Raw genomic sequence first — 18832 nt, 5'->3', positions numbered from 1 at the left:
CAAACACAGGTTTCGATTCCTCCTGGCTTGTTGTTGATAATTATTATTAAATGCAACTTTTCTCATCTGTGGGGATGAACGTGTCTGCCGCCCTGTCACTCGATGCCATCGGCCGCCACCAGGTTGGCGCCTTGTACCGCCTGCACCATGGCTGGCTGCAGGGCTGGCTGACTTCGCGCATGGGCAATGCCTGCGAGGCGGCGGACCTGGCCCAGGACACCTTCGTCCGTGTGCTGCTGGCCGTTGGTCGCAGCGAGCCGAGCCTGCACCTCGACGCCCTGCAGGAGCCGCGCGCCTACCTCACCACCGTGGCCAAGCGCGTGCTGTTCAATCACTACCGGCGCCAGTCGCTGGAGCGTGCCTGGCTGCAGGCCGTGGCCCAGTTGCCGGAGGCCGAGGCGCCAGGGCCCGAGCAACAGCTGGAGATGCTGGAGGCGCTGTGCGAGATCGACGCCTTGCTCGACGGCCTCAAGCCGCAGGTACGCGAGGCCTTCCTGATGGCCCAGCTGGAGGGCCTGACCTATGCCGAGATCGCCCTGCGCCTGCACGTCTGCGAGCGCAGCATCAAGCGCTACGTGGCCCAGGGCCTGGCCCACTGCGTGCTGGCGCTGGCATGAGCGGCACGCTCGACCCGCAGGTGATCCACCAGGCCGCGCAATGGTTCGTGCAGCTGCATTCGCCGGAGGCCAGCGCCCGCGAGCACGAGGAGTGTGCGCGCTGGCGTGCCAGCCATGCCGATCACGAGGCCGCCTGGCAGAAGGCCCTGCACATCAGCCAGCGCCTCGGCCAGGTGCCGGTCGGGCCGGGCATGTCGGCGCTCGGTCGGCGCCAGCGCATCAACCGTCGCGACCTGCTCAAGACCCTGATGCTCGCCGGTGTCGCCCTGCCGTTCGGCTGGGCCGGTTATCGCGGCGCGAGCAGTCAGGGCTGGCTGGCCGATTACCGCACTGGTACCGGCGAGCGACGCAGCCTGGAGCTGGCCGACGGCTCGTTGCTGCAACTGAACGCTGCCAGCGCCATCGACCTGCAGTACGACGTCGACTGCCGCCGCCTGCATTTCCTGCGAGGCCAGGCGCTGCTGCAGATGGTCGACGAGGCGCGGCCGTTCGTCGTGCGTACCGACCACGGTTGCGTGCGTGGCCAGGCGGCGCTTTTCGATATTCACCAGGACACAGATGGCACCCGCATCGCCGTGCTGGAGGGCAACCTGGACGTGCACCCGCGCGACTCGGCGTTGCCGCCGCTGCGCCTGCAGGCCGGCCGGCAGGTGCGCTTCGACTCGCACGGCGCTGGGCTGGTGCAGGCGCTGCAGGGCCAGCCGGATGCCTGGACCCGTGGCGTGCTGCAACTGCAGAACGGCCGCCTGGACGAGTTCGCCGCCGCCCTGCAGCGCTATCGCCCCGGCTTCGTCACCTGCGCCGCCGAGGTGGCCGGGCTGCGTCTGTCCGGGGCCTTCCAGCTGGACAACAGCACGCCCGTGCTGGACAGCCTGCCCCAGGTACTGCCGGTACGGGTGGCCTATCGCACGCGTTACTGGGTGGCGATCCTGCCGGCGTGAAAAAACATTTCACCCGGCTGTCCCCTTTTGCCGGCTCGGGTGTCAAGGCAGCAGAAACACTGCCAACCCATCACGAGTCGAATCATGTCCCCACGTCATCCTTGCCAGGCCGCCGGCCTGCCTCGCGCCGCCCTGCGGCCCAGCGTTCGCGCCGTCCGCCATGGCCTGCTGGCCATGCTGCTGAGCGCCGCGCCCTTCGCCATCACCCCGCTGCAGGCGGCCGACAGCGCAGCGGTCAGCCGCAGCTATAGCGTCGCCCCCGGCAGCCTGGCCGCGGCCCTGGCCAGCTTCGCCGAGCAGGCCGGCGTCAGCGTTGCCGTGTCCCCCGAACTGGCGGCCGGCAAGCGTAGCGCCGGCCTGCAGGGCCAGTGGCCGGTGGCCGAGGGCCTGCAACGGTTGCTGGACGGTTCCGGCCTGGAAGCGGCGCCGAGCGGCGAGGGCGTGTACGTGATCCGGCCGCTGTCCGGCGCCGGTGCCGTCGAACTGGGCACCACCAGCATCATCGGCCGCGAGCAGAGCGCCACCGGCCCGGTCGATGGCTACCTGGCCGAGCGCAGCGCCTCCGGTACCAAGACCGACACCCCGCTGATCAAGACCCCGCAATCGGTGTCCGTGGTCACCCGCGACCAGATGGACGACCAGGCCGTGACCAGCGTGGCCCAGGCCCTGCGCTACAGCGGCGGCACCTTCGCCGACTACCGCGGCTCCTCGCACCGGGTCGACGAGGTCTACGTGCGCGGCTTCGGCTATGCGCCCACCTACCTGGACGGACTCACCGTCGGCGGCGAGTCCTACACCCAGGTCGACCCCTGGTTCCTCGAGCGCGTCGAGCTGATCCACGGCCCTGCCTCGGTGCTGTACGGCCAGGCCAACCCCGGCGGCCTGCTGGCGATGACCAGCAAGCGCCCGTCGACCGAGGCGAAGAACCGCGTGCAGTTCGGCGTCGGCAGCGATTCGCTGCGCCGTGGCGCCTTCGACCTCAACGGCCAGCTGGACGAGCAGGGCACCCTGCTGTATCGCCTCAACGGCCTGCTGAGCAAGGGCCAGGCCGAGGTCGACCACATCGACGAGGAGCGCCAGGCCCTGGCCCCGTCGCTGACCTGGCAGCCCAACGAAGACACCAGCCTGACCCTGCTGGCCTACTACCAGAACGACCCCGATGCCGGTTACCGCAACTTCTGGCCCACCGATGGCGTGGCCAACTCCGGCCCGCACGGGCGCATCTCCCGCCACCTCAACGTCGGCGATCCGGACTTCTACCAGTCCGAGCGCGAGCAGTCGTCCATCGGCTACCTGTTCGAGCACCGCTTCAACGAGCTGCTGACCTTCCGCCAGAACCTGCGCTACCTGAAGGAGAACGAGCGCTTCAAGCAACTGGTGTTCATGTCCATGGTCGACGACCGCACCATGCGCCGCGTGCCGGCGGACAGCCGCGCCGAGCTGGAGCAGGCCGTGGTGGACAACCAACTGCAGTTCGACTTCGCCACCGGACCGCTGAGCCATACCCTGCTCACCGGCGTGGACTACAAGCGCAGCCACCGCGACGCCACCGACGCCCGCGACTACAACGGCACCTACCTGCTGGACGCCTACGACCCACAGTACGGCGCGGACGTCGGCCCGCTGTCGCCGAGTTCGGACAGCACCCAGCGCGCCGACCAGATCGGCTTCTACCTGCAGGACCAGATCGAGTACGGCAACTGGAACCTGCTGCTCGGCGGCCGCCAGGATCGTGCCCGCAGCCGCACCGACGACAACCTGAGCGGCACCCGCGAGTCGCAGCGGGACGAAGAGTTCACCGGCCGCGCCGGCCTGCTCTACGCCTTCGACAGCGGCTTCTCGCCCTACATCAGCTACAGCACCTCCTTCGAGCCGGTGCTGAGCACGCCCGAACCGGGTGAGCCGGCGTTCGAGCCGACCACCGGCGAGCAGACCGAGATCGGCCTGAAGTACCAACCGCCGGGCAGCGAGGCGATGTTCAGCGTGGCCCTGTTCGACCTGACCCAGCAGAACGTGGTGACCTACGACGGCGGCTGGTATCCGACCCAGACCGGCGAGATCCAGTCCAAGGGCATCGAGCTCGAGGCGCGCGGCAACCTCACCGACAACCTGGAGCTGGTCGGCGCCTACACCCACCTGGAGCCGGAAGTCACCAAGACCACCCGCCCGGGCGTGGAGGGCAAGGAGCCGCCGCGCACCCCGGCGCACCTGGCCAGCCTGTGGGCCACCTACCAGTTCGACGGCAGCCTGCTGCCGGGCGTTTCCGCCGGCGCCGGCGTGCGCTATGTCGGCTCCAGCTTCGGCGACCAGGACAACAGCTACAAGGTCGACTCGGTGGTGCTGCTCGACGCCATGCTCGGCTACGACCTCGGCAGGCTGGCCGCGGACCTGGACGGCGCCTCCGTGCAGCTCAACGCCAGCAACCTGACCGACAAGGTCTACGCCGCCTCCTGCGCCGCGGTGGACACCTGCTTCTACGGCGCCAGCCGCACCGTCACCGCCAGCGTGAACTACGCATGGTAAGCCGCCTGCCACTACTGGCCGGCGTGCTGTGCCTCGGCCTGGGCTCTTTTAGCGCCCAGGCCGAGGAGGCGCGCCACTACGAGGGCCGGTTGGACGAGCGGGGCGCCCGCGAATACCGGCTGCACTTCACGCGCGGCGACTACCTGAGTGGCGAGCTGCCCAGCGCCGCCATGCAGCTCGATCTGCGGACCGCCGACGGAGACCATCTGCGCCGCCTGGTGGCCAAGGATGCGGGAAGGCGCGCCTTCCAGCTGGTGCTGCCCGAGGACGGCGACTACCGCCTGCGCCTGCAGGGCGTGGCGGGTGCCGAGTTCCGCCTGCAGCTGTCTGCCGTCACGCCGCTGGCCGCGCAGCGGGCTCCCGCGGAACAGCTGCAGAGCCCGCGCCTGCGTGCGCTGCAGGCCGAGCTGGCAGCCGGTGGCGACAGCCGCGACTTCTGGTGCGAGATGGGCAAGCGCGGCACGCCGCTGATCGAGGCGCTGGACGAACGCGAAGCGCTGGTGACCTTCCTCTGGCGCGGCGCCGAACGCAACGTGCGCCTGTTCGGCGGGCCCGGCTACGACCACAGCGAACTGGCCCGCCTGGGCGACTCGGATGTGTGGTTCGTGACCTTCCGCCTGCCACGCGAGACGCGCCTGGCCTACCAGCTGGCGCCGGACGTGCCGGAGCTGGACGCCGACCCTGGCACGCGGCGGCGGGCGATCCTCGCCACCGCCCAGGCCGATCCACTCAACCCCCGAGCCTACCCGGCCAAGGGCGTGGATGGCTTCCAGTACGACTCGCTGCTGGAGCTGGATCGGGCGCCACCGCAGCCGTGGAACGACAAGCGCGCGGGCGTGGCGGCCGGCAGCGTCGAGCGCCACGCGTTCACCAGCAAGATCCTCGGCAACAGCCGCGCGGTGTACCTGTACCGCCCGCATGGCTATCGCGCCGGCGCGGCGGACAACCATCTGCTCTACCTGTTCGACGCCGAGGCTTATCTGGGCAAGGTGCCGACACCGACCATCCTCGACAACCTGATCGCCGCCGGGCGCATCCCGCCCATGGCAGCGGTGCTGATCGACAACGCCAGCCCCGAGGCACGCGGCGTGGAGCTGCCGCCCAACCCGGACTTCGCCCGCTTCCTCGCCGAGGAGCTACAACCCTGGGTGGCGCAACAAGGGCTTAGCGTACCGGCGCCGCGCACGGTGATCGCCGGCTCCAGCTACGGCGGCCTGGCTTCCAGCTATGCGGCGCTCAGGCACCCCGAGCTGTTCGGCAACGTGCTCAGCCAGTCCGGCTCCTACTGGTGGTCGCCGCCTGGGCAGGAGCCGGAGTGGCTGACCCGCGAGTTCGTGCGTGCGCCCAGGCTGCCGGTGCGTTTCTATCTGGAGGCGGGGCAGTTCGAGGCCGGCAACGGCCAGCTCGGCATCTTCGACACCACCCGCCATCTGCGCGACGTGCTGCAGGCCAAGGGCTATGCGGTGACGCATCGGGAGTGGGCCAGCGGGCACGACTATCTGAACTGGCGCGGCACGCTGGCGGAGGGCCTGATCGCTCTGTTCGGTCGCTGAAAAAGTGGCAGCTGGTCAGCCCGCCGGGCCGACCAGCTCGCGGACCTTGGCGATCACGTAATCCACTTCGAAGGGTTTGTCGAACACATCGGCGAACAGCTCGGGCGTGGTCCGGCCGATGCTGCCGTGGGCGCCGCTCATCAGCAGGATCGGCAGATGCGCCGTGCCTGGGCGGCTGCGGATGGCGCGGGCGAATTCGACTCCATCCATCACCGGCATCATGAAGTCGGTGATGACCAGGGAAGGACGTTCGCGGTCGAGCACTTCGAGGCCGCGCCGGCCATTGGCGGCCTTGACCACCATGTAGCCTTCATCCTCCAACGCGTAGCCGAGAATATCCGCGATCAGATATTCGTCATCGACTATCAGGATGGTCGTCATGCGCTGAGGCTCATCTATCCGCCGTCGGTACTGCGCTGCCGGTCAGCACCGCAGCCGTATTCCTGAAGGTCTTCTCCAGGCGCAGGCCTTGTTCGTCGATCACCACCTCCAGCAGGGCGGGATCATAATTGCTGTCTCTCATCTTCAGGGTGGAGAGCACGCGCTTTAGTTCGGAATTGATTTCCACGAAGCGCATCAGCAGCAGGTTGTCCACCAGGCTGGACAGTTCCGGTGCCGGTGCGTTGATCTCGGAGCCGAACAGGTCACGCATCTCCCAGGTGGCCACCACCGTCACGCCGCGCGCGCGCAGCTCGCTCATCAGGGCGCTGAAGAACTCGGCCAGGCGCGCCTGGTTGGTCGCCACCCTGGCCATGCCGCCCAGGCTGTCGAGCAGCACACGCTTGATACCCAGGCGCTCGACCGTGTCGAGCAGCTTCAGGCCCAGGGCGTCGAGCAACCCGGATGTGGTGGGCTGCCAGAGGATATGCAGCGCGCCGCTGTCTTCCAGGGCTTGCAGGTCATGGCCCAGCGCTTGCGCCTTGAGGCGCAGGCGCTGCGGGTTTTCGTAGAAGCCGAAGTGCAGGCCCGGCTCCTGCGGCGTGCTCTGGGCCAGGAAGCTCAGGCCGGCGCAGGTCTTGCCGACGCCGGACGGCCCCATCAGCAGGGTCACCGAGGACTCCGGCAGGCCGCCGCCGATCATCTGGTCGAAGCCGCCGATGCCGCTGGGCACTCGCCGCAGGTCGGCACTGCCCGGCTGCGAGGGCCGCGCATAGAGGCTCTCCAGGCGCGGGTAGATGACGATGCCGTCGTTGGTGATCTCGCACTCGTGCAGGCCGGAGAGGGCGCCGCTGCCGCGCGTCTTGCGCAGCTGGATGCGGCGCACCGAGCGGCTGCCATGCAGCTCTTCGCCCACTTCGATCACGCCGTCGACCATGGTGTGTTCCGGGCTGCCGTCGTCCAGGCGGGCGCTGGTGATCAGCAGTACGGTGCAGCCGGCAAAGGCGGCATGGCCTTGCAGCTCGGAGATGAATTTCTTGGTGTCCAGCTGCGATTCGGCGCGCGAGCGGGCGTTGAGCACGCCGTCGACGATCAGCAGGGTGGCCTTCTGTCGGTTGATCTCGCGGCGCAGCAGGCGCACCACTTCGTCCAGGCCCTCGTTCTGCATGGTGTCGAAGGCGCTGACGAACTGGATCTCGGCGCCGACGCGCTGCGGCTCGAAGAAGCTCAGGGTGGAGAGGAACTGGAACAGCCGATCATGGGATTCGGCCAGCAGCGTGGCTACCAGCACGCGACCGCCTTCGCGCACATGGTTGAAGGCGATCTGGTTGGCCAGGATGGTCTTGCCCGAGCCCGGGCGGCCCTGAACGATGTAAGAGGCGCCGCTGACCAGACCCCCTTTCAACAGGACGTCGAGGCCATCGATGCCGCTTTGAAGGCGTTTTAGTTGTTCCAAGATCCGTCCCATCTCTCTATCGAGTGGCAGCGCTGGTGCGCCGCTAATTGGCCGCACTTTACCGGCAAGCCAGTATGGCGGACAACGCCGGCTAGACGGCGGCCGGCAGATAAAGGGTCATGCGCGTGCCCTTGCCGGGCTCGCTTTCGACCCCGATCGCACCATCGGCGGCGCGGGCGAAGCCGTACACCTGGCTGAGACCCAGGCCGGTGCCTTTGCCGAAGTGCTTGGTGGTGAAGAACGGCTCGAAGATGCGCTCCTGCAGTTCGCGGGGGATGCCGGGGCCGTCGTCGTTGACCGAGATCAGCACGAAGTCGCCCTGCAGTCCCTGCCACTCGCCGTGCAACTGGCCATTCTCGGCGCGCAGCAGAATGCGTCCGCCCTGCTCCTCCATGGCATCGCGGGCGTTGAACACCAGGTTGAGCAGGGCCATTTCCAGCTGAGTGGCATCGACCCGCGCCTGATGCAGCGCGGGTGAGATTTCCAGGTCCAGGCTGATGCTCTTCGGCAGGGCCTGGGCGAACAGGGCAGAGGAGGCCTGCAGCGTGGTGACCAGGTCGAGCGCCCAGGCCTGTGGTGCCCGTCGGCGGGCGAAGGTCAGCAGGTTCTGGGTCAGCGTGCGGCCACGGATGCCGGCCTCGTGGATGCTCTCCAGCAGCATCTGGATGCGCTCGGGATCGTTGCTGCGCCGGGCCAGGTCGCTGGAGCCGATGATCACCGTGAGCAGGTTGTTGAAGTCGTGGGCCATGCCGCCGGTGAGTTGGCCGAGGGCTTCCATCTTCTGCGCCTGGAACAGCTGTGCGCGCACCTCGTCGAGGTGTATCTGCGCCTCGTGGCGCTCGGTCATGTCGCGGGTGATCTTGGCCAGGCCGACCAGGCAGCCGGTCTCGTCATGGATGGCATCGAGCACGGTCAGCGCCCAGAAGCGTGTGCCGTCCTTGCGCACCCGCCAGCCCTCGTCGTGGGCGCGACCCTCGCGCAGGGCGGTGGCGATCAGCCGTTGCGCCTTGCCCTGGCGGCGGTCTTCCTCCAGGAAGAACAGTTCCAGATGCTGACCGATCACCTCCTTCGCCGTGTAGCCCTTGATCCGCTCGGCACCGACGTTCCAGGTCATGATCCGGCCTTGCGGGTTGAGCATGTAGATCGCGTAGTCGACCACGGCCTGGACCAGCAGCTCGTAGCTGCGTTCGGTCAGGCCGCTGGGCGTCACGGGTGGTTCGTCGGCCATGGAGTTTTCGATCCTGATTGCAGGGCAGGTGTGGCTTGCAGTGTAGAGCCATGACCGAGGCACTGCCTACCGTGGCTTCCGCCGGAAACGGGCGGGTGCGACGCCGTGGCAGTGGCGCGGGGCCGCGCACTGGCTAGAATGCCCGGCAACGAAAGGATATGCCCGCCCTGAACCCGCTCAGCCGTAACTTCCGCGATTGGCTCTACGCCTTTGCCCTGGTGGGCATGCTGCTGCGCGTGAGTATGCCGCTGTGGGCGCTGCCGCAGATGAGCGAAGACGGCTTCATGCTCATGTGCACCTCGCAAGGTGTGCAATGGCAGCTCGGCGAGGACGACCGGGGCGGCGCCGCCTCGCACCAGTTGCCCTGCGTGCAGTGCGGTGCGCATATCGCCAGCCTGCAGTCTCTTCCCTTCACGCCGCCACCGCCGCTGGTGGCGCCGCCCGAGCGGCCGCGCTTCGCCGAGGCGCTGGGCCTCAGCCCGCCGTTCCTGGTGGCCCCGCCCGGCAGGGCGCCCCCGTCGCTTTCCTGAAGTCGCCATCAGTCGCCCTCGTCGCGAGGGCATAGCGCTGTTCATCATTCAGGAAACACCATGACTCCATTCGTTTTCGTGCCGGCACGCGTCGGGCGCCTGCCGTTCGTTCTGTCCGCCCTGAGCCTGGCTATGGCCACGCCGATCTTCGCCGAGGAGGCCGCCGATGCCGAGCTGGCGCCCACGGTGGTCACCGCCGTGCAGCAGAGCTCGCCGCTGACCATCCACGCCGATCCCAAAGACGCCCGCCAGCCGGTGCCGGCCAGCGATGCCACCGACTACCTGAAGACCATCCCCGGCTTCGCCGCCATCCGCAGCGGCGGCAGCAACGGCGACCCGGTGCTGCGTGGCATGTTCGGCTCACGCATCAACCTGCGCACCAACGGCGGCCTGATGCTCGGCGCCTGTCCCTACCGGATGGACGCGCCGAGTTCCTATATATCGCCCGAGACCTTCGACAAGCTGACCGTGATCAAGGGCCCACAGACCGTGCTCTGGGGCCCCGGCGCCTCGGCTGGCACCGTGCTGTTCGAGCGCGAGCCGGAGCGTTTCGGCGAGCTCGGTTCGCGCCTGCACGCCAGCGTGCTGACTGGCTCCAACGGCCGCTTCGACAAGGTGCTGGATGGCGCCGTGGGCGGCGAGCAGGGCTACCTGCGCTTCGTCGGCAACCAGGCCCAGGCCGATGACTACGAGGACGGCGACGGCGATACCGTGCCGTCGCGCTGGAACAAGTGGAACGGCGACCTGGCCATCGGCTGGACGCCGGACGCCGACACCCTGATCGAGCTCACCGCCGGCAAGGGCGACGGCGAGGCGCGCTATGCCGGGCGCGGCATGGACGGCGCGCAGTTCGAGCGCGAGAGCCTCGGCCTGCGTTTCGAGAAGTCCAACCTCGGTGGCACGCTGGACAAGCTGGAGGCGCAGCTCTACTACAACTACGCCGACCACATCATGGACAACTTCAGCCTGCGCGAGCCCGACCCGAGCAGCATGATGGCCATGCCCATGGCCTCCCAGGTCGACCGGCGCACGGTCGGCGGACGCCTCGCCGCGACCTTCACCTGGACCGACGTGGAGCTGGTCGCCGGTGTCGACGCCCTGCGCAGCGAGCACCGCGAGCGCAACTCCGACTACGACATGATGAGCGACAGCTACATCGACACCGACCGCTTCCCCTGGAGCAAGGACGCGGTGATGCACAGCTACGGCGCCTTCGCCGAGCTGACCTGGCTGCTCGCCGAGCGCAACCGCGTGGTCGCTGGCGCGCGCCTGGACCGCGCCTCGGCCAAGGACTACCGTCAGCGCACCGGCGGCATGATGAGCATGCCCAACCCGACCGCCGACGAGACCCGCGCCGACACCTTGCCCAGCGGCTTCGTGCGCTATGAGCATGACCTGGCCGAGTCGCCGACCACCCTCTACGCCGGCCTCGGCCATGTGCAGCGCTTCCCCGACTACTGGGAGCTGTTCTCCCCGAGTCGCGGTCCGGCCGGCGAGATCAACGCCTTCGACGGCATCGAGCCAGAGAAGACCACCCAGCTCGACTTCGGCGTGCAGTACAACGGCACCGACCTGCAGGCCTGGGCCAGCGGCTACGTCGGCCAGGTGCGCGACTACATCCTGTTCGACTACAGCGCCGGCATGATGGGCGGCTCGCAGGCCGACAATATCGACGCGCGCATCCTGGGGGGGGAGCTGGGCGTGGCCTACGACCTCACCGACCACTGGAACACCGACGCCACCCTGGCCTACGCCTGGGGCAAGAACAGCTCCGATGACGAGGCCCTGCCGCAGATGCCGCCGCTGGAAGCGCGCCTGGGCCTGGCCTACCAGCGCGACGCCTGGAGCGCCGGCGCCCTGTGGCGTGTGGTGGCAGCGCAGAACCGGGTGGACGAGGGCCGCGGCAACGTGGTCGGCCAGGACTTCGGCAGCAGCGCCGGCTTCGGCGTGTTCTCGCTCAACGGTGCCTACCGCGTCAGCGCCAACCTCAAGCTCAGCGCCGGCGTCGACAACCTGTTCGACAAGGATTACGCCGAGCACCTCAACCTGGCCGGCGATGCCGGCTTCGGCTATCCGGCCGACCCGGTGGCCATTGACGAGCCCGGGCGAACCCTGTGGGCCAAGGTCGATCTCGACTTCTGAGCCAAGAGCCCGCCGCCACGGCGGGCTTTCCCTTTGTGCTCTCGTGCATTTTGCACGCCGCTACAAGCGAGCCGTGCATTCTGCATCGGGCATAGTGCCATCTCCATTTCTTAAGCTGTTGATTTATAAGGGCGTTATTGCTGTGCGCAAGTTGGCACAGGCGCTGCACTGGCTGGATACCCGGAACACAATAAGAGGGAGTAGAGATGCAAATTGCGATCAAGGAATTCTTCGACGCCTTTCCCGACCACAGCGTTTCGATCAAGCCGCGCCCGGACGGCATGCTGCTGCTGACCCTGCGCAAACCGAACGAAGTGCCGCTGAGCAAGGCCATCGACAGCGCTGCGATCTTCAACCGCGACAGCGTGCGCGAGCTGATCTTCGACGTGACCCTGAGCCTGAAACTGGCCAACGGCCAGGCCATCGACAAGAACGACGGTGACCGCTGGGGCCTGCGCGATCTGCCGACCTTTACCGGCGGGCCGATCCACGTCACCGCCTCGCGCATGCTGGTGCACAAGCGCAAGCTGGAGCTGATGAAGAAACAGCGTCGCGAAGCGATGGCAGTCTAGACTTCGACTGCGGCATGGCGGCGCCGAACGGTTCGGCAGGCCACTCAAGTTTTGCTGGCGCCAACCGCCACAGTAGGAGGCCGCCGCCAGCCGCGGCCCTCTACCAACGGATGGAACTGCCGTCATGCCGCTGCGCAATCTCAGCCTGCAAACCAAGCTGTTGCTGGCCTTTACCCTGGTCAACCTGATCAGCATCGCCGCCTTTATCAGCTACGCCCAATACGCCAAGTCCCTGGATATCCGCGCGCAGATGGACAATCGCCTGCGCGCCGCCGCCCATGCGGTGCCGCGCCTGCTCGGCGACGACTATCTGGAGCGCGCGCGCAGTGCCGATGGCCTGAAGGATGGCGAATACCTGGGCCAGGTGCGCAACCTCGGCGAATATGCGGCGGAGGTCGGCCTCAAGTACGCCTACACCATGATGGTGGATGCCGGCGGCCAGGTGTATTACCTCTCCGACGGCGCCGGCCCCGAGGACATCGCTGCCGATGAGTACGCCAAGCACCTGGAGCATTACTCCGACGCCAGCCCGGCAGTGACCGCGGCGGCCCGCAGCGGCCAGTTGCAGTTCGACGAATACACCGACAGCTACGGCAGCTTCCGCTCGATCTTCCTGCCCCTGCGCACCGCCGGCGGCCAGCCCTTCGTGGTCGGCGTGGACGTGACCCTGGACAGCCTCGACCAGGCCATCGGCGACAGCCTGCGCAGCCTGTTGCTGATCGGCGCCGCCACCCTTGGCGTCGGCCTGCTGCTGTCCTGGCTGGCGGCGCGCATGCTGGTGCGCGGCATACTCCAGCTCACCGGCCAGCTCAACCGCATCGCCGACCATCGCGACCTGTCACGCCCCATCGCCCTGATCAGCGGCGACGAATTGGGGCAGATGGGCGAACGCCTCTCCGGCCTGCTGCAGGACCTGCGCCAGACCCTGTCCAGTGCCTCCGGCATGGCCGACAGCAATCAACAACTGGCGGACACCTTCCTGCTGCGCGCCGACGACATCACCCGGCAGATCCAGCAGGCCGCCGGCCAACTGGCCGATGTCGACCAGCACGGCCAGTCGATCCAGCATGCGGCCGGGCATTCCTCCAGCCTGGCCGGCGCCGTGCGCGCCAACCTGGAACGCGCCAGTGGCGAACTGAGCCGTGCCCACCACGAACTGCAACGGCTGATCGGCGACGTGCACGGCAGCACCTCGGCCAACGTCGAGCTGGCCGTCGACCTGGAGCGCCTGAGCAGCGAGGCCGAGCAGATCGGCCAGGTGCTGCAGATGATCGCCGGCATCTCCGAACAGACCAACCTGCTGGCGCTCAACGCCGCCATCGAGGCCGCCCGTGCCGGCGAGGCGGGACGTGGCTTCGCCGTGGTGGCCGACGAGGTGCGCAAGCTGGCCGGGCAGACCCAGACCGTGCTGGGTGAGGCCCATCAGGTGATCGACAAGGTCACCGGCGCTATCCGCCTGGTGGCCCAGCGCATGGGCAGCACCGCCGAACGCTCACGCGCCCTGGCCGGCGACGCCGACGAGGCGCTGGAGGCACTCGACGCGCTGGTGCAGCAGATGGGCCAGGTGAGCAGCACGGTGGACCAGGCCCTGGCCAGCAGCGAGGAAATCCAGCACGCCGTGGCCGACATGTCCGGCCGCCTCGGCGGCATGCGCGACGCCTTCGAACACACCCGTCAGGACGTCGACGAAATCAACCGCTCCGCTGCAGAACTGGGCGACACCGCCCGCGCGCTCAAGGGCGGCCTGGGTGTGTTCCGTACCTGATCCTAGGGGGCCTGCTCGGCGGCAGGCCCCTCGCCATCTCCACACAGGCTCCATCCAGCGCTCATCGTCCAAACATTCCGCGGCGCTACAAATCCTCGCATCACCAATGCCGAGGAAGGGCGATGACCACCCAAACGCAGCGAATCCTGTTGATCAATCCGCCGCATACGGCGATCGGTAGCCGCATTCCCGGCGAGCACCTGCCACCGCTGGGGCTGCTCAGTATTGGTGGCCCGTTGCTTGATGCTGGGTTTGCGGTGCAACTGCTGGACGCCGATCTGCAGAACCAGGCGCTGGAGGACATCGTGGCCCATGCCGCCGAGGTCGATCCCAATCTGGTGTTGCTTGGGCACTCTGGCTCCAGCTCGGTCCACCTAACGGTGGTGGAGTTGTGTCGGCTGCTCAAACACCGATTGCCGGCGCTGCGGGTCATCTATGGTGGCGTGCATCCGACCTATCACTGGGACGAGATCCTGCGCGATTGTTCGGACATCGATTTCATTGTGCGCGGCGAGGGCGAACAGACGGCGCTGTCGCTGGTGCAGGCGCTGCAATGGCGAACGCCGTTGGCTGAGGTAGCCGGTATCGCCTATCGCCAGGATGGCGAGGTGCTGCGCACCATGGATGCGCCGATGCTACGCAATCTGGACGACTACCGGGTGGGCTGGGAGTTGATCGACCATGCGCGCTATTCCTATTGGGGTGGCAAGCGAGCGGTGGTGGCGCAGTTCTCCCGCGGCTGCCCTTATCTGTGCAACTACTGTGGGCAGCGTGGCTTCTGGACCCGCTGGCGCCATCGCGACCCAGTCAAGTTCGCCCAAGAGCTGGCGCGCCTGCATCGCGAGCAGGGCGTAGAGCTGATCAACTTCGCCGACGAACTCCCCACTGGGTCGCGCAAGGCTTGGAAAGCCTTCCTCGAGGCGCTGATTGCCGAGAATGTGCCGCTCCTGCTGGTGGGCTCCACCCGTGCCGGAGACATAGTGCGCGACGCCGACATCCTGCACCTGTACCGCCAGGCCGGGGTGATCCGCTTTCTGCTCGGTATCGAGAGCTACGACGAGGCGACTCTGGCGGCTATTCACAAGGGCGGTGACGTGCGTGAGGACCAACAGGCGATCCGCCTGCTACGCCAGCACGGCATAGTCTCCATGGCTACTTATGTGGTCGGCTTTCAGGAGGAGAGTGACCGCGATTACTGGCGCTCGTTTCGCCATCTGCTGCGCTATGACCCGGACCAGATTCAGTTGCTCTATGTCACTCCGCATCGCTGGACACCGTTCTACGAGACGGCCGAACAGCGCCAAGTGATTCAGACCGACACACGTCGCTGGGACTACAAGCATCAGGTGCTGGCGGTGCAGCGTGTGCCTGCTTGGCGGGTGTTTCTCTGGTTCAAGTTGATCGAAGTGGCCATGCAGGCGCGGCCCAGGGCATTGGCGCGCGTGCTGTTCCGCGGCGATGCCGATTTCCGCCATGCTATGCGCTGGTATACCCGCATGGGGCGGCGGGTGTGGTTTCACGAGGTGGTGGAGTTCATCTTCTCCACCCGGCTGCTCAAGGTGGGACCTACGTTGCGTCAGTTCCTCGGCGCCTCTCTGGCGGAGCGGGAATATGCGCTGGACAAGCGTAAGGCTCCGCCTCAGCCATCGACGGAGCTGATTGCCCGCTCCCGATAGTCCGTCACGGCTCAGACCTGCTGCAGTTGTGCCGCCGATTCTACGCTGGTGCTGCCGCGCAGGCCGGCGTAGTAGCCCTCGTCCAGTTCGCCCCAGCCCATCTGCCGGCGCAGCTTGCGCAGGTGGGCCTTTAGCGCGTGTACCTCCAGGTACACCTCGTGGCGCTGGGATTTGATGAAGTTGATGCCGCCGGACAGGTCCGGGTCATCCGTGGCGATCAGTTGTTCGAACTGGCGTGCTTGTTCTGGACGCTGCAGCTGGTCGCGCAGGTAGCAGGCGATGGCATGGGCTTCGTTGTCGAACAGCTTGTAGGCGCTGGAGTTGGTCTCCAGGTAGCCGATGCCGAACAGGTTGTGGTGCTGGCGGCTGAAGATCGACAGGTAAAGCTGCGGGCGCCCGCCTTTCCATTCGAAGTAGTCGGCGGCGTACTTGCAGCTCCATTTGTAGCCGGTGGCGTACAGCGCCAGGTCGATGCGCTCGCGGCTGCCGTCCTTGAACACGGCATGGTCGCCGTCGAAATGGTCGAGGTCGGGCTTGGCCTGGATATCGCCGTGCTGCAGGTAATGCAGCAGCTGGGTGTTCAGCAGCGGGTGGCTTTCGAACAACTTGTGGTCCGGTTTGGGCAGGCCGAGGCGGGTCAGGTCGCCGTTGATCACCCGCAGGAGCGCCTGGAAGATCGGTCGCACCAGCCAGATCGGCAGCTGCGGGCCCTTCTCGCTGACCTCGTCGGCGGGCAGGCCGAACAGGTGCTTGGGAATGAAGTGGTAGCCGCGGCGCAGGCTGATAAAGGCTTGCTCCGCATGGGTCGCCGCGTCGCAGGCGATATCCGCGCCGGAGTTGCCGGCGCCGATGATCAGCACGCGCTTGCCGGCGAATTCGGCGGCCTGCTTGTAGGTCACCGAGTGGCGGATTTCGCCGTTGAACTGGCCTTTGATGGCCGGCATGTTCGGGTCCCAGTTGCAGCCGGTGGCGCAGACCACGGCGCGGTAGCAGCGCTGCTCGCCGCCTTGCAGGGTCACCAGCCAGCGCCCGTCCTCGCGCTTGGCCACATGCTCGACGGCGGTATTGAGGCGGATGTTGTCGTAGAGATCGAAGGCCTGGGCGAAGGCGCGGACGTACTCGAGGATCTGCCGGTGGCTCGGGTAGTCGGGGAGGTGCTTGGGCATGGGGAAGTCGAGAAAACCCGAGAGGTCGCGCGAGGAGATGAAGTGCGCGGACTCGTACATCGGCGTGCCGGGGTTGCCGATGTCCCACACGCCGCCGACGTCGCTGTGCCGCTCGAACTGCTCGTAGGCAAGGCCCTGGCGCTTCAGGGCGCGGGCCATGCACAGGCCGCCGGGGCCGCCACCGATGATGCACACGGCATCGCCGCAATCCTGGAAGTCGTTCGCTGTGCTCACGGGGCGCTCCGCGCGGGGTGGTGGCAATGCATTCACGTTAGCCAAGCCGATGCCGCTACGGCAGGGGAGCGATGGCCGCGAAAGAGGGCAGCAACGGCCATCCTGAATGCCCCGGTTTTGGCCGTTTACCTGTTCCTGGCTGGCCGTTTGAGACCTCATACGCCATGCGTGGCTGCTTTAGTGTGGCGCTATCGAGATGAGCAGAGACTCGGAGCGGACTATGCAGGCAGGGCGTAACAGGGGCTGGCGCGATTGGGCCATGGTGCTGGGGCTGGGCGCGCTGCTGGCCGGTTGTGGCGGTGAGGATGCGCCGCCAGCGCAGGCGAACACCGGACAAGGCGTGCCCCAGGATGCAGTGCTGGCCCAGCTGTATGGCGCCAGCTGCAAGCAGTGCCACGCCAACCCGGCCGCCGGTGCGCCGCTGACCGGTGATGCCGCAGCCTGGGCGCCGCGCCTGGAGAAGGGCATAGATACCCTGCTGGATCACAGCATCAATGGCTTCCAGGGCATGCCGCCGCTGGGCCTGTGCATGCAGTGCTCGGAGCCGGACTTCCGCGCGCTGATCGAATTCATGGCCGCCGCGCCGCAGCCTGCGGAGGGCCGCTGATATGGTCTCCCGTCGCCAACTGCTGCAACGCGCCAGCCTGCTGGGCGCCTGCCTGGCCTTGCCGGGTCGCTCGCTGTGGGCCGCAGAAACGCCGCGCCCGATACCCTGGCGCAACTGGTCAGGGGTGCAGAGCTGCCTGCCGCTGGAGCGCCTGGCACCTAAGGATCTGGACGAGCTGGTGCAGGTCATCCGCAAGGCCTCGGGCAAGATCCGTCCGGTCGGCTCGGGGCATTCCTTCAGCGCGCTGGTGCCCACCGACGATACCCTGCTGTCGCTGAGCAACTTCTCCGGGCTGCTGGCGCACGATGCACAGACCCTGCAGGCGGAGTTCGGCGGCGGCACGCCGATGTCGACCATGGGCGCGCCGCTCAGGGAAGTCGGCCAGGCACTGATCAACATGGCCGACACCGACTACCAGACCCTGGCCGGAGCGATCGCCACCTCGACCCACGGCACCGGCATCGGTTTCGGTTCCTATTCCTCGAATGTCTGTGGCCTGCAGCTGGTCAGCGCCGCCGGCGAGGTGCTCGACTGCAGCCGCGAGCAGAACCCCGAGCTGTTCAATGCGGCGCGCGTCTCCCTTGGCGCGCTGGGCGTGGTGACCAGGGTGCGCATGCAGAACCGCGCCGCCTTCCGCCTGCGCGAACGCCAGTGGCTGGGCAAGACCGAGGAACTGCTGGAGGACATCGACAACCTCAAGCGCGACAACCAGCATTGGGAAATGCTGGTGGTGACTCACTCCGACTACGCCCTGTCGGTGGCGCTGAACGAGACCGAGGACCCGAGCACGCCGCCGGTGCCGCCGGACGAGGAGGGCGGCAACGGCTTTATCGACATCATCGAGGGGCTGGACAAGCACCTGAGCGACTCGCCCGGCGTGCGCCGCAGCCTGCTCAACAACATGCGCCACCTGGCCAGCTTCGATGACCGGGTGGATGCCTCCTACGAGATCTTCGCCAACGTGCGCAACGTGCGCTTCAACGAGATGGAGTACTCGGTGCCGGCCGAGCATGGCCCGGCCTGCCTGCGCGAAATTCTCAAGCGCATCGATGACGGCAACCTGCGCACCTGGATGCCGGTCGAGTACCGCTACGTGAAGGCCGACGACATCCCCCTGAGCATGTTCGAGGGGCGCGACAGTTGCGCGCTGTCGATCCACCAGCACCACTCGATGGACCATCGCGACTTCTTCGCCGCCATCGAGCCGATCTTCTGGAAGTACGAGGGGCGGCCGCACTGGGGCAAGCTGCACAGCCTGGGCGCACGCCAGCTGGCGGCGCTGTATCCGCGCTGGAAGGAGTTCACCGAGCTGCGCCGGGACATCGACCCGCAGGGGCGCTTCGTCAATGCGCATCTGGCCGGGTTGTTCGGCCTCAATATCGGTTGAACCGCAGTAGGGTGGATGGCCGAAGCCATCCACCATCTGGGCTCGGTGCCAGCCGTT

At 67.3% G+C, this 18832-nt stretch carries 15 protein-coding genes; 11 read left to right on the top strand and 4 right to left on the bottom strand.

Annotation, left to right across the window (positions count from 1 at the left end; genetic code table 11):
* Positions 1-92 precede the first annotated feature (92 nt).
* The 4 genes from N7607_RS20160 (at position 93) to fes (ending at position 5634) form a co-directional block, all read left to right on the top strand.
* On the top strand, positions 93-617 hold the full coding sequence (locus tag N7607_RS20160; RefSeq protein ID WP_279867818.1) for a sigma-70 family RNA polymerase sigma factor: 525 nt from the start codon (positions 93-95) through the stop codon (positions 615-617).
* Complete coding sequence (locus N7607_RS20155; protein ID WP_279867703.1) at positions 614-1558, top strand: FecR family protein; 945 nt, start codon at positions 614-616, stop codon at positions 1556-1558. The genes N7607_RS20160 and N7607_RS20155 overlap by 4 nt, the downstream gene beginning before the upstream one ends.
* A gap of 84 nt (positions 1559-1642) precedes the next feature.
* A complete protein-coding gene (locus tag N7607_RS20150) occupies positions 1643-4081 on the top strand; it encodes a TonB-dependent siderophore receptor (RefSeq protein ID WP_279867704.1) in 2439 nt (812 codons plus the stop codon).
* On the top strand, positions 4075-5634 hold the full coding sequence (gene fes / locus N7607_RS20145; RefSeq protein ID WP_279867706.1) for an enterochelin esterase: 1560 nt from the start codon (positions 4075-4077) through the stop codon (positions 5632-5634). The genes N7607_RS20150 and fes overlap by 7 nt, the downstream gene beginning before the upstream one ends.
* 15 nt (positions 5635-5649) lie before the next feature.
* On the opposite strand, the gene N7607_RS20140 is transcribed toward fes, so the two are convergent.
* The 3 genes from N7607_RS20140 to N7607_RS20130 form a co-directional block, all read right to left on the bottom strand.
* Entirely contained in the window at positions 5650-6015 is a 366-nt protein-coding gene (locus N7607_RS20140; RefSeq protein ID WP_279867707.1) for a response regulator, read from the bottom strand.
* 10 nt (positions 6016-6025) lie between these two features.
* Complete coding sequence (locus tag N7607_RS20135; RefSeq protein ID WP_279867819.1) at positions 6026-7471, bottom strand: ATPase domain-containing protein; 1446 nt, start codon at positions 7469-7471, stop codon at positions 6026-6028.
* An 88-nt stretch (positions 7472-7559) separates the two neighbouring features.
* Positions 7560-8696, bottom strand: coding sequence for a PAS domain-containing sensor histidine kinase (locus N7607_RS20130; protein WP_279867709.1), 1137 nt, complete (start codon positions 8694-8696; stop codon positions 7560-7562).
* A gap of 158 nt (positions 8697-8854) precedes the next feature.
* Here N7607_RS20130 and N7607_RS20125 point away from each other — a divergent pair, with 158 nt between their 5' ends.
* From N7607_RS20125 to bchE, 5 genes are all read left to right on the top strand, one after another.
* Positions 8855-9226, top strand: a complete 372-nt coding sequence (locus tag N7607_RS20125; protein ID WP_279867711.1) for a DUF2946 family protein — start codon at positions 8855-8857, stop codon at positions 9224-9226.
* Positions 9227-9286: 60 nt separating this feature from the next.
* On the top strand, positions 9287-11368 hold the full coding sequence (locus tag N7607_RS20120) for a TonB-dependent copper receptor (protein WP_279867713.1): 2082 nt from the start codon (positions 9287-9289) through the stop codon (positions 11366-11368).
* Between the two features lie 206 nt (positions 11369-11574).
* The gene (locus N7607_RS20115; RefSeq protein WP_279867715.1) at positions 11575-11940 is read left to right on the top strand and encodes a DUF3509 domain-containing protein; all 366 of its coding nucleotides are present in this window, start codon (positions 11575-11577) and stop codon (positions 11938-11940) included.
* Between the two features lie 124 nt (positions 11941-12064).
* A complete protein-coding gene (locus tag N7607_RS20110; protein ID WP_279867717.1) occupies positions 12065-13705 on the top strand; it encodes a methyl-accepting chemotaxis protein in 1641 nt (546 codons plus the stop codon).
* 122 nt (positions 13706-13827) lie between these two features.
* The gene (gene bchE / locus N7607_RS20105; RefSeq protein WP_279867718.1) at positions 13828-15381 is read left to right on the top strand and encodes a magnesium-protoporphyrin IX monomethyl ester anaerobic oxidative cyclase; all 1554 of its coding nucleotides are present in this window, start codon (positions 13828-13830) and stop codon (positions 15379-15381) included.
* 11 nt (positions 15382-15392) lie between these two features.
* Here bchE and N7607_RS20100 read toward each other — a convergent pair whose 3' ends face one another.
* Positions 15393-16781, bottom strand: a complete 1389-nt coding sequence (locus N7607_RS20100) for an NAD(P)-binding domain-containing protein (RefSeq protein ID WP_279867720.1) — start codon at positions 16779-16781, stop codon at positions 15393-15395.
* A gap of 220 nt (positions 16782-17001) precedes the next feature.
* On the opposite strand from N7607_RS20100, the gene N7607_RS20095 reads away from it, so the two are divergent.
* Positions 17002-17388 (top strand): c-type cytochrome, encoded by a 387-nt coding sequence (locus N7607_RS20095; RefSeq protein ID WP_279867721.1) that lies wholly within the window; start codon positions 17002-17004, stop codon positions 17386-17388.
* 1 nt (position 17389) lies between these two features.
* The gene (locus N7607_RS20090) at positions 17390-18775 is read left to right on the top strand and encodes a D-arabinono-1,4-lactone oxidase (protein WP_279867723.1); all 1386 of its coding nucleotides are present in this window, start codon (positions 17390-17392) and stop codon (positions 18773-18775) included.
* The last annotated feature ends 57 nt before the right edge of the window (positions 18776-18832 follow it).

The organism is Pseudomonas sp. GD04019, from assembly GCF_029837695.1.
In the GTDB taxonomy this organism is placed as follows: Bacteria; Pseudomonadota; Gammaproteobacteria; order Pseudomonadales; family Pseudomonadaceae; genus Aquipseudomonas.
This window is presented reverse-complemented; position numbering and strand designations above follow the sequence as displayed.

Coding starts and splice junctions, on each gene's coding strand:
- N7607_RS20155 (WP_279867703.1), top strand. CDS start 614: ATGAGCGGCACGCTCGACCCGCAGGTGATCCACCAGGCCGCGCAATGG.
- N7607_RS20150 (WP_279867704.1), top strand. CDS start 1,643: ATGTCCCCACGTCATCCTTGCCAGGCCGCCGGCCTGCCTCGCGCCGCC.
- fes (WP_279867706.1), top strand. CDS start 4,075: ATGGTAAGCCGCCTGCCACTACTGGCCGGCGTGCTGTGCCTCGGCCTG.
- N7607_RS20140 (WP_279867707.1), bottom strand. CDS start 6,015: ATGACGACCATCCTGATAGTCGATGACGAATATCTGATCGCGGATATT.
- N7607_RS20130 (WP_279867709.1), bottom strand. CDS start 8,696: ATGGCCGACGAACCACCCGTGACGCCCAGCGGCCTGACCGAACGCAGC.
- N7607_RS20125 (WP_279867711.1), top strand. CDS start 8,855: ATGCCCGCCCTGAACCCGCTCAGCCGTAACTTCCGCGATTGGCTCTAC.
- N7607_RS20120 (WP_279867713.1), top strand. CDS start 9,287: ATGACTCCATTCGTTTTCGTGCCGGCACGCGTCGGGCGCCTGCCGTTC.
- N7607_RS20115 (WP_279867715.1), top strand. CDS start 11,575: ATGCAAATTGCGATCAAGGAATTCTTCGACGCCTTTCCCGACCACAGC.
- N7607_RS20110 (WP_279867717.1), top strand. CDS start 12,065: ATGCCGCTGCGCAATCTCAGCCTGCAAACCAAGCTGTTGCTGGCCTTT.
- bchE (WP_279867718.1), top strand. CDS start 13,828: ATGACCACCCAAACGCAGCGAATCCTGTTGATCAATCCGCCGCATACG.
- N7607_RS20095 (WP_279867721.1), top strand. CDS start 17,002: ATGCAGGCAGGGCGTAACAGGGGCTGGCGCGATTGGGCCATGGTGCTG.
- N7607_RS20090 (WP_279867723.1), top strand. CDS start 17,390: ATGGTCTCCCGTCGCCAACTGCTGCAACGCGCCAGCCTGCTGGGCGCC.